Raw genomic sequence first — 12,280 nt, 5'->3', positions numbered from 1 at the left:
CTCCTGAACCGCCATCCCGTTGCCGGTTTGCCGTGTCAGTGGAGGCGCATTATAGGGAGTTCTTCCGGGCTGACAAGAGTTTATTTCAAATAAATTATTGTTCGATTTAATTTTCAACAAATCGTGTTTTTTTAACTCGTCTTGCCTGGTAAACGTGCAAATTCTTGGGCGAAACGCGTCACTTGTTGCCAGTCAGTGTATTCAACTTCTTTACTTGAATCAGTTTCGCCACCGGTCATTCGCATAATAAGCTGAATCATAATGCGATCGAACCAGCGATAACGCGGATAACGTAACGCGCCAGCAAACACAGCACAGCAATCTGGTTGCCAAGGAGACTGATTAAGAAACTTAGCGGTATACGCATTTGTTTCAGGCGAGCGTTTCTCTGGTTTGCGCGCAGTTAGGTTTACGGAGAAGAAGCCACTGGAACGTTGCTGTAGTTCACGCTGATGGCGCTTAACAAACTCTGCTACTGCCGGATGAAAATGCCCATAGCGAATTGAGGCCCCAATCAGCACGCGATCATACTGTGTCCATTCAACATTGGTCGTATCCAAAATATTCAGCACATCGCATGCCTGCTTTCCTTCCAGCTCTTTCGCTATAGAAGAAGCGATGAGTTGCGTTTGCCCATCGCGGCTGGAAAAAAGAATCAGTGCTTTCATTGTTAGTATCCTTATTTATTACTCACGCCAGAAAGTTGGCGTAAACAGCACCAACAGCGTGAATACTTCGAGACGACCAAACAGCATCGTGGAGATCAAAATCCATTTAGCCACATCATTCATTGAGGTGAAGTTATCTGCCACCACCCCCAAGCCCGGGCCTAGATTATTCAGCGTTGCGGCGACTGCCGCAAATGCTGAGAAGTCGTCTACGCCTGTGGCGATAATTGCTAGCATGCTGATCAGGAACACCAGCGCATACGCAGAAAAGAATCCCCAAACCGCTTCAAGAATACGTTCCGGCAACGCGCGGTTACCCAGCTTGATGGTATAAACCGCATTGGGATGGACGAGACGCTTCAATTCGCGATTGCCCTGCTTACACAGCAACAGGATACGAATGACCTTTAACCCACCGCCCGTTGAGCCCGCACAGCCACCGATAAAAGCAGAGCAAAGCAGCAGCACTGGTAAAAACAGTGGCCACCGCGCAATGCTATCAGTAGTAAAGCCAGCGGTTGTCGCCATAGAAACGACCTGAAAGAAAGCCTGGTTCAACGTTTGCCAGCCGCTGGCATAAACATTATGAAACCACAGCACCAGCGTACAAATCATAACCAACGTGAGCTGCACACCAATAAACATGCGAAATTCAGGGTCACGCCAGTAAACACGTAAGTTGCGTCCACTTAGCAGTGAAAAGTGCAAACCATAATTACAGCCTGAGATCAGCAAAAATACCGCCACGATAGTGTTGATAGTTCCACTATTAAAGTAACCGAGGCTGGCATCATGTGTAGAAAAGCCGCCGATAGCGATGGTCGAAAAACTGTGGCCGATAGCATCAAATACGGGCATACCCGCCAACCAAAGCGCGATTGCACAGGCAATAGTTAATAACACATAGATTAACCACAACGTTTTGGCCGTTTCAGCGATACGTGGCCGCATTTTGTTATCTTTCAGGGGACCGGGCATTTCAGCACGATATAACTGCATTCCGCCTACGCCCAAAATAGGCAGAATCGCCACGGCTAAAACAATGATTCCCATCCCGCCGAGCCATTGCAGCATTTGGCGATAGAAGAGAATCGCTTTAGGAAGAGAATCTAATCCCACCAGCGTGGTTGCGCCGGTAGTGGTCAATCCAGAGAAGGATTCAAAGAACGCATCAGTAATAGAAAGATGGGGTTGCTCGGCAAAAATGAACGGCATCGCACCCACGCTGCCCAGCACCGTCCAAAACAGCACCACAATAAGAAACCCTTCTCGTGGTTTTAGCTCGGTCTTCTGTTTGCGGTTTGGCCACCACAGCAGTGAACCAATAACTAATGCCATCATAAACGTCTGACTAAAAGCACGACCGGCACCGTCGCGATAGATCAGCGCGACCAAACCTGGCAAGATCATCGTGACCGAAAAGAGGATCACCAGCAGACCGACAATGCGGGTAATGGCGCGAAAATGCATTCAGCCGTTCCTTTAAAAAGAGAGTAAACAGATCAAGGTGTGAGCGAGAAAAGCGTCAACGCGCCTCGACTAAAGTCTGACAGATTTTGTCTGAATCCATCAATTTGTCCATAAGGTAAGGCCAGCGTCAGGGAAATGCGATCTTGATAATGACTCTCTGCGATCTTGCCCTCAAAGCGAAGCAACAGACGTTCAATATCACTGAGTTGTGCGTAATCACACTGAAGCGAAAAGAGTTTCATTGGCACCTTTAGGGTGCGCGTCAGCTGTTTCAAACCTTGCTGTACGCCGCCGCCATAGGCTTTTACTAATCCACCAGTACCCAACATAATGCCGCCGTAATAGCGCACCACGACGGCAGTAATTTCACCGATGTTTGCACCCATCAGCTGTGCCAGCATCGGTTTACCCGCCGTTCCGGAAGGCTCGCCATCATCGGAGAAACCCAGCTGCTGCGAGTCATTGGGAGCACCAGCAACCCAAGCCCAACAATGATGACGCGCACCGGGATGTTCATTTCTGACCTGCTGAACAAAGGCACGTGCCGCTTCTACCCCGTCGGTATGAGCTAACAGAGTAATAAAGCGGCTTTTTTTAATCGTCTCCTCACTGACGTTTACCGCGTCAGCGGGAATGTCGAAGGCGTTCATCAGGCAAGATTCAAATCGCGCGTCATGTTTTCAATACGATTGGCATGAATCACTACATTATCTTCGATGCGCACGCCCCCAAACGGCTTCAGCGCATCAATGGCTTGCCAGTTAATGTGCTGGCTAAACTTACCGGCACGCAACGAAGCAAGCAGAGAGTCAATGATATAGAAACCCGGCTCAATAGTGATCACCATGCCCGGCTCCAGCACGCGAGTACAACGGAGATAAGGATATTGCGAAGGTGCTGCAAGATGAGTGCCGTGATCATCCTGCATAAAACCAGCCACATCATGCACCTGTAATCCCAGCGGATGGCCCAAGCCGTGCGGCATAAATGGCCCAGTAATATCTTCAGCCACCAGCGCTTCTTCACTGAGCCCCTGAACTAAATCGAACTTCAGCAGCAGTTTGGCAATACGCTGGTGCATTTGCAGATGGTAGTCGGTATAACGCACACCTGCTTTCAAAGTAGCAATCAGCGCCAGTTCTTCTGCATTCATCGCTTCTACTAAGCTGGCATAGAGCGATCCGCTTTGCGCTGCATAGCTACGGGTTAGATCAGCAGCGTAACCAAGATATTCAGCGCCAGCATCAATCAAAAAGCTGTGGCGTTTCGCCGGTGGTTGATGATCCAACTTGGTGTAATGCAACACCGCAGCATGTTCATTTAAGGCGATAATATTACCGTAAGGCACATCGGTATCGCGATGGCCCGTTGCCGTCAGGTAAGACTGATTGATGTCAAACTCGCTGAGACCAGCAGAAAAGGCTTCTTTTGCCGCACGATGCCCCGCAATCGCCACTTTTTGCGCCTGACGCATGCAGGCCAACTCATATTCGGTTTTGATGCTGCGATGATAATGCAGGAAATCGATCACCGCTTTAGGGTTCACATTGCCCGAAGAAATACCCAACTGCCCAGCTCGCTCAATAACCGGGCCGATATACGCAACGTTATCGCGCTGCGCGGGCAGCAGTTGTCCAATCTCATCCGCTTTTTTCAGACCAATAACTTCAACGTCATCAGTCCAAAAACTGTTCGGCAGCGGCTCGACGTTGTGCCAGTAATCAACCGGAGAATAAAACCAGAGCTTGGGTTTATTTACGCCATCAATCCAAAGCCAACAGTTAGGAACTTGAGTGACAGGAACCCAGGCTTTGAACTGTGGATTCACTTTGAAGGGATAACTGTGATCATCCAGAAATACCGTCAGCAATTCGCCGGAGTGAATCAGCATTGCATCAAGCTTATTGTGCGCCAGCACCTGCTGTGCCCGTTTTTGCAACGTAGCGATATGCGCGTGATACAGGGTTTTCAGTGAATCCATGGCCGTTTCTCCAGAGTCGCGAAATCGCCGCAGTTTAGCACAGCCGCAAAGTGGATGCCGTGTTCCGGGAGGTTGTGATCTTGTTAGCAAATACCTGAAGAGCCGTTTGCAAAAAATTAACATCACTTCCACACTCACGATCATCTGGTATGACCAGATCACCTTTCGTGGTTTCAGGAGACGCACATGCTCTACCAAGGCGCAAATCTTTCTCTTCACTGGCTGGACGAAGGCATCGCCGAGCTGGTTTTTGATGCACCCGGTTCGGTAAATAAACTCGACACAAAAACGGTGGCAAGTTTGGGCGAAGCCATCGCCGTACTGGAACAGCAACCAACTTTACGTGGTCTGGTGCTGAGCTCGGCAAAACCAGCGTTTATTGTGGGCGCAGATATCACGGAATTTCTGTCACTATTTGATGCGCCGACCGAAAAGCTCAGCCAGTGGCTAACTTTTGCAAACAGCATATTTAATCGACTCGAGGATTTACCGGTTCCAACCATTGCCGCTATTGACGGTTATGCCTTAGGTGGCGGCTGTGAATGTATTCTGGCCACCGATCTCCGTGTCGCCACGCCCACCGCACGTATTGGCTTACCCGAAACCAAACTGGGCATCATGCCAGGTTTTGGCGGTAGCGTACGTTTACCCCGCTTGCTCGGTGCCGACAGCGCCTTAGAAATTATTGCGGCAGGTAAAGATGTTGATGGTTTGAGCGCACTGAAACTCGGTTTAGTGGACGCGGTGGTTGAAAGCGACAAGCTGCGCCAGGCTGCAATCACTATGGTCAAAGAGGCTGCGGTGAATAATAGCTGGCGTCAACGCCGCGCGCCAAAGCTGGCCCCCTTGAAACTCAGCCCGATTGAAGCAGCGATGAGTTTCACTATTGCCAAAAGCATGGTGATGCAAACTGCCGGAAAACATTATCCTGCACCGCTGACTGCAGTTAAAACCATTGAAGCCGCTGCTGCGCTGGATCGTAACGATGCGCTAAAGCTGGAAACGGCTGCGTTTGTACCGCTGGCGCAATCTGATGAAGCTCGTGCTTTAGTCGGTATCTTCCTTAACGATCAATATGTCAAAGCGTTGGCAAAAAAACGCAGTAGTGAAAGCGGTGCGCCATCACAGGCTGCGGTTCTGGGCGCGGGCATTATGGGTGGCGGCATTAGCTACCAGTCAGCGTGGAAAGGCGTGCCGGTTAAAATGAAAGACATCAATCCGCAGGCGCTAACACTTGGCATGAATGAAGCCAGCAAGTTGCTTAATAAGCTGCTGGAGCGCGGAAAAATTGATGGCAGCAAACTGGCGAGCGTCATTGCTACCATCCAACCGACATTGGATTACTCTGGCTTTGAGCAGGCCGATATCGTGGTGGAAGCCGTGGTAGAAAATCCGCTGGTTAAAGCTAAGGTACTGGCTGAAACCGAACTTCATCTGCGTCAGGACGCCATTCTGGCCTCAAACACCTCCACCATCCCTATCAGCCAACTGGCACAAGCGCTGCAACGTCCCGAGAATTTCTGCGGGATGCACTTCTTTAATCCCGTGCCGCGTATGCCACTGGTTGAAGTCGTGCGTGGTGAGAAAACCAGCGAAGCGACGATCGGTAAAGTGGTGGCCTGGGCCAGCAAAATGGGTAAAACGCCGATTGTGGTAAATGATTGCCCCGGTTTTTTCGTCAACCGCGTATTGTTCCCCTACTTCGCCGCTTTTAGCTTGCTGCTACGCGATGGAGCGGACTTCCGTCACATTGATAAAGTCATGGAAAAACAGTTCGGTTGGCCGATGGGCCCAGCGTGGCTGCTGGATGTGGTCGGCATTGATACTGCACATCATGCGCAAAGCGTCATGGCCGATGGTTTTCCACAGCGCATGAAGAAAAATTATCGCGATGCCATCGATGTCCTGTTTGATGCCAATCGTTACGGCCAAAAGAACGGCAAAGGTTTCTGGCATTGGGAAGAAGATAAGAAAGGAAAGCTGAAAAAAGTGGCAGATGCGGAAGTGGATACGCTGCTGCAACAGGTTTGCCAGCCGAAACGCGAGTTCACGGATGAAGAGATTCTTAACCGCATGATGCTGCCGATGCTGAACGAAGTGGTGCGCTGCCTGGAAGAACAGATTGTCGCCTCACCTGCCGAAGCGGACATGGCCTTGGTTTATGGCTTGGGCTTCCCACCATTCCGTGGTGGCGCGTTGCGCTATCTCGATACGCTGGGCAATAGCAATGTGGTTGATCAAGCGAAACGTTATACCTCGCTCGGTGCTCTCTACGAGCTGCCCGCGTTGCTGCTGCAGAAAGCTCACCAGCATGAAAGCTGGTACCCCGCCGCCAAACCCATTGATGAAGCTGCGCTGAAAAGCGCCTGAGGTAAAGAATATGGAAAATGTGGTGATTATTGATGCGGTGCGTACACCAATGGGCCGCTCGAAAGGCGGCGCGTTCCGCCATATACGCGCCGAGGATCTTTCGGCACACCTGATGCGTGAATTGCTGAGTCGCAATCCCGCGGTAAATGCCTCTACACTGGATGACATTATCTGGGGCTGCGTTCAACAAACGCTGGAGCAAGGTTTTAATATTGCTCGTAATGCGGCGCTGTTGGCAGAGATTCCGCACCGCGTGCCGGCAACAACCGTCAATCGTTTATGCGGTTCTTCTATGCAGGCATTACACGATGCGGCACGCACCATTATGGTTGGCGATGCCCACAGTTGCCTGATTGGCGGCGTTGAGCATATGGGGCATGTGCCCATGAGCCACGGCGTAGATTTTCATCCCGGATTAGGCCGCACGGTGGCGAAAGCCGCAGGTATGATGGGATTAACTGCCGAAATGCTGGCACACATGCATCACATCAGCCGTGAGCAGCAAGATGCTTTCGCGCTACGCTCACATCAGCGCGCATGGCAAGCCACACAACGTGGCGATTTTCAGCGCGAGATTGTCGCTACTTACGGCCACGATGTTGATGGTGTCTTGAAGCGCTATGACTTTGATGAAGTGATTCGTGAAGAGACCAGTCTTGAAGGGCTGGCAGCACTGAAACCGGCGTTCGATCCGGTAAATGGTACCGTCACAGCAGGCACATCATCTGCATTATCAGATGGCGCAGCGGCCATGTTGGTGATGAGCGAAAGCCGCGCGCGTGAACTGGGCCTGACGCCACGTGCACGTATAAGAAGCATGGCGGTGGTGGGTTGCGATCCTTCTATCATGGGTTATGGTCCGGTTCCTGCCAGCAAGTTGGCATTAAAACGCGCCGGGCTAAGCATCAGCGATATCGATATTTTTGAGTTGAATGAAGCATTTGCAGCGCAAACGCTGCCGTGCATTAAAGATTTGGGATTGTTGGAGCAGATGGATGACAAAATCAATTTGAATGGCGGCGCTATTGCACTCGGACATCCGCTGGGTTGTTCAGGCGCACGTATCAGCACCACATTACTGAACATCATGGAACGACGCGATGCCCAATTTGGCCTTGCAACAATGTGCATCGGCTTAGGTCAGGGCATCGCTACCGTATTCGAACGTCTTTAATACGTTGAGTCTCAACCTGGCTGTTTTTACCCGCCTGTCAGAGGCGGGTTTTTTCTGTTTGCCAATGCGTTATCAAATGAAGGCGAAAGCATCACCGTACATTTGTGCTTCAACCGCGCCGCGTTCGGCACAGAAGCGATCGCGGGCAATTTTCGCCATCTCAAAACGGCCGGCAATATAAATTTCATGCTCGCTCAGCGTACTGAAATCCTGCATTACCGCGGTAAGCACCGTGCCGGATCGACCTTGCCAGCCCTGTTCTGGCTGTTCAACGACCGGGATCACTTTGAGATTAGGATGCTTAACTGACAGCGCATTGAGCTCTTCCAAATCGTACAAGTGTTTCAACTCACGGCCGCCCCAGTAAATGGCAATATCGCGGTTCGGCTGCTGCGCCAGTGCGGTAAGCAGAATAGAACGCGCATAAGAGAAGCCTGTTCCACCTGCGATCAAAATTACCGGCTTAGTACTCTCTTCACGCAGCCAGGCATCACCATGCGGAATATCCACAGTAATTTGGCGATCGTCACGAATACGATCCATCACGGCCATTGCATACAGGTTCAGGTCGGAAGCCCCGATATGCAGCTCAATAATTTCTTTTTCCATCGGCGTCGATGCCAGCGAAAACGGGCGCTTATCGCGTTCGTCCATCACCACCATCAAATACTGTCCCGCGCGAAAATTAAAATCCGCTTCTGGAATCAGACGAACGCGATACACCGTGTCGGTAATCGCTTCAACTGAAGTTACTTTACAGCTTAACGTTGTCATGCGTTCCCTCTGTCGGGTCGTCTTTATGGTTGTGCTCACCGTCAGCGTTGTGGCGGCTGATCGAAAATACCTAACTCATCCCAGATGGCGTCAATGCGCGCCGTGACCGCAGGATCTTTCTCAATGGGCGTTCCCCATTCACGCTGCGTTTCACCCGGCCATTTGTTGGTCGCATCAAGTCCCATTTTCGATCCCAAACCGGAAACCGGTGAGGCGAAATCGAGGTAATCGATCGGCGTATTCTCAACTAATACCGTATCACGCGCGGGGTCCATACGGGTTGTAATCGCCCAAATCACATCGTTCCAGTCACGCGCATTAACGTCGTCGTCACACACAATAACAAATTTGGTGTACATGAACTGCCGTAGGAATGACCAGACGCCAAACATTACCCGTTTAGCATGTCCCGCGTACTGTTTTTTGATCGTGACTACTGCCAGGCGATATGAGCAGCCTTCAGGCGGTAAATAGAAATCAACAATCTCCGGGAACTGCTTGATAAGGATCGGTACCAGTACTTCATTCAGCGCCACACCTAAAACCGCAGGTTCATCTGGTGGGCGTCCGGTATAGGTTGAATGATAGATCGCTTGATGACGCTGCGTTATATGCGTCACGGTAAATACCGGGAAACTGTCTACTTCATTGTAGTAGCCAGTGTGGTCGCCGTAAGGGCCTTCAGGTGCCATGTCGCCAGGTTCGATATAGCCCTCCAAAACGATTTCCGCGCTGGCCGGAACTTCAAGATCGTTGGAGAGGCATTTCACGACTTCGGTCTTATTGCCACGAAGTAAGCCGGCAAAGGCATATTCAGACAACGTATCAGGCACCGGTGTCACTGCACCAAGGATGGTAGCAGGATCCGCACCCAGCGCGACAGAAACCAGAAAGCGCTCACCCGGATGCGCTTTACTCCACTCCTGAAAGTCGAGTGCGCCACCGCGATGCGAAAGCCAGCGCATGATCAACCGATTTTTGCCGATGACCTGCTGGCGATAAATGCCCAGATTTTGACGCTCTTTATGAGGGCCACGCGTCACGGTTAACCCCCAGGTAATAAGCGGCGCGGCATCACCAGGCCAACATTTCATTACCGGGATACGCGATAAATCCACTTCATCACCGCTGAACACCACTTCCTGACAAGGCGCATTGCGCAGACGTTTAGTCGGCATGTTCAGCACTTGTTTGAACTGCGGCATCTTGTCGAACAGATCGCGGAACCCTTTAGGCGGCTCAGGTTCTTTTAAAAATGCCAGCAATTTGCCAACTTCACGCAGGGCGCTCACCTCTTCCTGTCCCATGCCCATCGCCACACGTTTTGGTGTGCCAAACAGGTTGCACAGTACCGGCATGTCATACCCTTTTGGGTTTTCAAACAACAATGCAGGCCCGCCAGCACGTAAGGTACGGTCGGCAACCTCCGTCATTTCCAGTATGGGATCGATCTCTTGGGTGATGCGCTTTAATTCACCACGCTGCTCTAACAGCGCGAGGAAGTCTCTTAAATCATGATATTTCATGCGGCTTTAGCTTTCCGGCCAGAGTGAAGCGGCCATTATAAGGCCGAATATCTTGGTATGTTGAGGTTTATGCGGCAACCTTAATCGCAGCGAAAAGGAACCAGCGATTGCAGTGCGCTGACATCGTAACAATGCTGAATCGGCTGGTTGTGACGGAACAGTTTAAAATCTTCATCACGCACGCTGAAGTAATTGAGACGATCTTCGCTGACGTGCAGAAAACTGCCTTCACGCAGCGCTATTACGGATTCATCAGGATTAACGGCGCAGAACTCTGCCAGCCGCTCATCACGCGTTTCACCCATGTGACCGCTGACGTGGGCGTCAATATAATGAGGATTGATTTGAACCGGGAACAAACCTAGCGCAGGCAACACCACAGTGCTGCGAACTGGCATGTCATTGGTGGTGCGGATCGACGGTGTCGCCACGTTACAACCCGCGCTCCAACCGACGTAAGGCACGTTACGCTCACGGACTGCGCGCTGAATCGGCACAACCAGCCCTTTTTCATGCAGCATCTGATTCAAAAACCAGGTGTTTCCGCCACTGACCAGAATCAGTTCTGCCTGTTCAATCGCCTCAACAGCGGATGAAAAATCCTGGATAGAGCGCACTGAAATTCCCAGCGAAACGCTAAGATCGACGGCACGCTGTTGCTGGTCGCCGCGAATAATCGCATAGGGAATAAGCACAGCAGAAGTGATACCGCGCTGGGCAATCATCGCGTGCAGCTGAGGCTGCGCATAACCCAACAGCGGTGCATCATCCGCTAACTTGCCATTGCTCAACAGAAACAGTTCCATCAGGTGATCCTTTTCGCATAGGTAATGGGCATCGAGTCTGATACAGAGGATAGCGGGACGTCAATTTCCAATCCGCTTTTCTGAAGCCATTCCGCATGTTAAGAAAAGTCTCAGTTTATTTTAGCGTCTCACCCCTTTCAGCGTTTCGATGCGCTATAACTCTGGCAGCAGGTTTGGTATTCTTAGCGTCCATTCGATGGGAGCAGTTATGGAATCCTGGTACTTACTTTATTGCAAACGTGGACAGCTCTTGCGCGCTAAGGAACACCTGGAGCGGCAAGAAGTCAATTGCCTCAGCCCGATGATCGCGCTGGAAAAAATTGTGCGCGGCAAACGCACTACAGTAAGTGAACCGCTGTTCCCTAACTATTTGTTTATCGAATTTGATCCAGAAGCCATTCATACTACGACCATTAGCAGCACACGCGGCGTCAGCCACTTTGTGCGTTTTGGCACAACACCCGCAACCGTCCCTTCTGCTGTTATCGAAGCGCTGCAAACCGATGCACCGCAAATTTTGCTCGACCCAGAGACGCCGCAAATCGGTGACGAAGTCATCATCATCGAAGGCACTTTTGAAGGTCTGCGCGCTATTTTTGCGGAACCAGATGGAGAAACGCGTTCTATATTGCTGCTAAACCTGCTCAACAAGCAGGTCATGCGTAGCGTAGATAACAAACAGTTTCGCAAGGCTTAAAGCAGACGAAATAGCGTTCGCGCATTGTGATCGACGCGCGCAGTCAACGCCTTAACATCCTCTCCTCGCCAGGTAGCAACCTGTTGAACAATATGCGGTAAAAAACAGGGCTCATTGCGACGGGAAGTCGGACGTGGCCGCATATCACGCGGCAACAAATAAGGCGAGTCGGTTTCCAGCAGCAGACGATCCGCTGGAATCAACGGCAGCATCTCACGCAGTTCCAGTCCTCGACGTTCGTCGCATACCCAACCAGTAATGCCTACCGACAAGCCTAAACTCAGGCAAGCCTCCAGTTCGTCACGCGTGCCGGTAAAACAGTGCAACACCGCGCCGGGCAGTTTAGGCAACCAAGGCTCCAGTACCGCAACGAAGCGATCGTGCGCTTCACGGCAGTGCAGGAAAACCGGCATATTCAATTCCGCCGCTAAAGCCAACTGAGCATCAAAAGCATATTCCTGCTGTTGATGCGCCGATAAATTGCGATTGAAGTCGAGCCCGCATTCACCAATCGCCACCACTTCGGGTTTTCCCGCCAAACGGCGTATTGAGCTGGCGATTTCAGCTGACCATTCGCTGGCATGATGCGGATGTACGCCTGCCGTAGACCAGCAGAAGTTTGGCTGGCCCGCCGCAAGCCGCTGCGCTTGCTGGCTTTCCAGCGCATTGGTGCCGGTAATCAGCATGCCGGTGACGCCCGCTTCGCGCGCGCGTTTAACCACCTTTTCCCGGTCGGAGGCGAATTGCGTGCTGGTCAGGTTTACACCGATATCAAACATACTTTTTCCCATTTGTAAGAGAGATATAAACAAAA

11 protein-coding genes are annotated in these 12,280 nt (G+C 51.2%); 3 read left to right on the top strand and 8 right to left on the bottom strand.

All coding sequences use genetic code 11. The features are described from left to right. Nucleotides 1-131: 131 nt before the first annotated feature. The 4 genes from hemG to pepQ are packed head-to-tail and all read right to left on the bottom strand — an operon-like array spanning nt 132 to nt 4,119. Nucleotides 132-668, bottom strand: a complete 537-nt coding sequence (hemG, locus tag SC127_RS11240) for a menaquinone-dependent protoporphyrinogen IX dehydrogenase (protein ID WP_243079690.1) — start codon at nt 666-668, stop codon at nt 132-134. An 18-nt stretch (nt 669-686) separates the two neighbouring features. Further along, nucleotides 687-2,138, bottom strand: a complete 1,452-nt coding sequence (gene trkH, locus SC127_RS11235; RefSeq protein WP_215847952.1) for a Trk system potassium transporter TrkH — start codon at nt 2,136-2,138, stop codon at nt 687-689. A gap of 32 nt (nt 2,139-2,170) precedes the next feature. Continuing rightward, nucleotides 2,171-2,788 carry an IMPACT family protein gene (locus tag SC127_RS11230; protein WP_243079691.1) on the bottom strand — a complete coding sequence of 206 codons (618 nt, stop codon included), beginning with the start codon at nt 2,786-2,788 and terminating at the stop codon, nt 2,171-2,173. Then, nucleotides 2,788-4,119, bottom strand: coding sequence for a Xaa-Pro dipeptidase (gene pepQ, locus SC127_RS11225; protein ID WP_243079692.1), 1,332 nt, complete (start codon nt 4,117-4,119; stop codon nt 2,788-2,790). Before pepQ ends, SC127_RS11230 begins: the two co-directional genes overlap by 1 nt. A 186-nt stretch (nt 4,120-4,305) precedes the next feature. Between pepQ and fadB the strand changes: the two genes are divergently transcribed. Then, nucleotides 4,306-6,489, top strand: coding sequence for a fatty acid oxidation complex subunit alpha FadB (fadB, locus tag SC127_RS11220; protein WP_332626474.1), 2,184 nt, complete (start codon nt 4,306-4,308; stop codon nt 6,487-6,489). Between the two features lie 10 nt (nt 6,490-6,499). Beyond that, complete coding sequence (gene fadA, locus SC127_RS11215; RefSeq protein ID WP_243079694.1) at nt 6,500-7,663, top strand: acetyl-CoA C-acyltransferase FadA; 1,164 nt, start codon at nt 6,500-6,502, stop codon at nt 7,661-7,663. A gap of 72 nt (nt 7,664-7,735) precedes the next feature. On the opposite strand, the gene fre is transcribed toward fadA, so the two are convergent. The 3 genes from fre to pepE all read right to left on the bottom strand — a co-directional run bounded on the left by fre (nt 7,736) and on the right by pepE (nt 10,769). Next, nucleotides 7,736-8,437: an NAD(P)H-flavin reductase gene (gene fre / locus SC127_RS11210; protein ID WP_215847956.1), complete on the bottom strand. Its 702-nt coding sequence runs from the start codon at nt 8,435-8,437 to the stop codon at nt 7,736-7,738. A 41-nt stretch (nt 8,438-8,478) separates the two neighbouring features. Further along, entirely contained in the window at nt 8,479-9,963 is a 1,485-nt protein-coding gene (gene ubiD, locus SC127_RS11205) for a 4-hydroxy-3-polyprenylbenzoate decarboxylase (protein WP_332626472.1), read from the bottom strand. Between the two features lie 80 nt (nt 9,964-10,043). After that, a complete protein-coding gene (pepE, locus tag SC127_RS11200) occupies nt 10,044-10,769 on the bottom strand; it encodes a dipeptidase PepE (RefSeq protein WP_332626470.1) in 726 nt (241 codons plus the stop codon). 208 nt (nt 10,770-10,977) lie between these two features. On the opposite strand from pepE, the gene rfaH reads away from it, so the two are divergent. Further along, a complete protein-coding gene (gene rfaH / locus SC127_RS11195; RefSeq protein ID WP_215847959.1) occupies nt 10,978-11,466 on the top strand; it encodes a transcription/translation regulatory transformer protein RfaH in 489 nt (162 codons plus the stop codon). Here rfaH and tatD read toward each other — a convergent pair. Next, nucleotides 11,463-12,245 carry a 3'-5' ssDNA/RNA exonuclease TatD gene (gene tatD / locus SC127_RS11190; RefSeq protein ID WP_332626468.1) on the bottom strand — a complete coding sequence of 261 codons (783 nt, stop codon included), beginning with the start codon at nt 12,243-12,245 and terminating at the stop codon, nt 11,463-11,465. The genes rfaH and tatD overlap by 4 nt on opposite strands. Nucleotides 12,246-12,280: the final 35 nt, after the last annotated feature.

Source organism: Pantoea sp. T14 (assembly GCF_036663535.1).
Taxonomy (GTDB): domain Bacteria; phylum Pseudomonadota; class Gammaproteobacteria; order Enterobacterales; family Enterobacteriaceae; genus Pantoea; species Pantoea phytostimulans.
Note: the sequence above shows the minus strand (reverse complement) of the source record. Positions and strands in the feature narration are given on the sequence as shown.

Coding starts and splice junctions, on each gene's coding strand:
- fadA (WP_243079694.1), top strand. CDS start 6,500: ATGGAAAATGTGGTGATTATTGATGCGGTGCGTACACCAATGGGCCGC.
- fadB (WP_332626474.1), top strand. CDS start 4,306: ATGCTCTACCAAGGCGCAAATCTTTCTCTTCACTGGCTGGACGAAGGC.
- tatD (WP_332626468.1), bottom strand. CDS start 12,245: ATGTTTGATATCGGTGTAAACCTGACCAGCACGCAATTCGCCTCCGAC.
- pepE (WP_332626470.1), bottom strand. CDS start 10,769: ATGGAACTGTTTCTGTTGAGCAATGGCAAGTTAGCGGATGATGCACCG.
- hemG (WP_243079690.1), bottom strand. CDS start 668: ATGAAAGCACTGATTCTTTTTTCCAGCCGCGATGGGCAAACGCAACTC.
- trkH (WP_215847952.1), bottom strand. CDS start 2,138: ATGCATTTTCGCGCCATTACCCGCATTGTCGGTCTGCTGGTGATCCTC.
- pepQ (WP_243079692.1), bottom strand. CDS start 4,119: ATGGATTCACTGAAAACCCTGTATCACGCGCATATCGCTACGTTGCAA.
- fre (WP_215847956.1), bottom strand. CDS start 8,437: ATGACAACGTTAAGCTGTAAAGTAACTTCAGTTGAAGCGATTACCGAC.
- SC127_RS11230 (WP_243079691.1), bottom strand. CDS start 2,788: ATGAACGCCTTCGACATTCCCGCTGACGCGGTAAACGTCAGTGAGGAG.
- rfaH (WP_215847959.1), top strand. CDS start 10,978: ATGGAATCCTGGTACTTACTTTATTGCAAACGTGGACAGCTCTTGCGC.
- ubiD (WP_332626472.1), bottom strand. CDS start 9,963: ATGAAATATCATGATTTAAGAGACTTCCTCGCGCTGTTAGAGCAGCGT.